General features: G+C 50.4%; 1 protein-coding gene. It reads right to left on the bottom strand.

Annotated elements, in window-relative coordinates:
* The coding region (locus tag B347_RS0116900) for an IS3 family transposase (RefSeq protein ID WP_019410874.1) at positions 1-425 on the bottom strand (425 nt) is incomplete at both ends.

Below are 425 nucleotides of genomic sequence, written 5' to 3'. Positions count from 1 at the left end.
AAAAACTCGGATTTCAGCGTACCAAAGAAACTTTCCATCGCGGCATTGTCCAGACAGTTTCCTTTACGTGACATGCTCTGTTTTACCCCGAGCTGTGCCAGTTTATGGCGGTATTGGGAGTGCTGGTAATGCCATCCTTGGTCAGAGTGAATGACCAGCTTTGGCTCGCTCTGCAAACGTTTGAAAGCCTTATCAAGCATATTGTCGACCAGCGCCAAGCAGGGCCGGTTGGCCATTTCATACGCGACGATTTCGCGGTTGTATAAATCCATCACAGGCGAAAGATAGAGCTTTTGCTGAGCAACCTTGAACTCTGTAACGTCAGTTACCCACTTCTGGTTAGGGCGCTGAGCAACGAAGTTGCGCTCCAATAGATTCGGTGCGGTTCTGCCGACAGCCCCTCGATACGAGCGATACTTCTTGGG

Source organism: Pseudomonas psychrophila HA-4, from assembly GCF_000282975.1.
Taxonomy (GTDB): Bacteria; Pseudomonadota; Gammaproteobacteria; order Pseudomonadales; family Pseudomonadaceae; genus Aquipseudomonas; species Aquipseudomonas psychrophila_A.
Note: the sequence above shows the minus strand (reverse complement) of the source record. Positions and strands in the feature narration are given on the sequence as shown.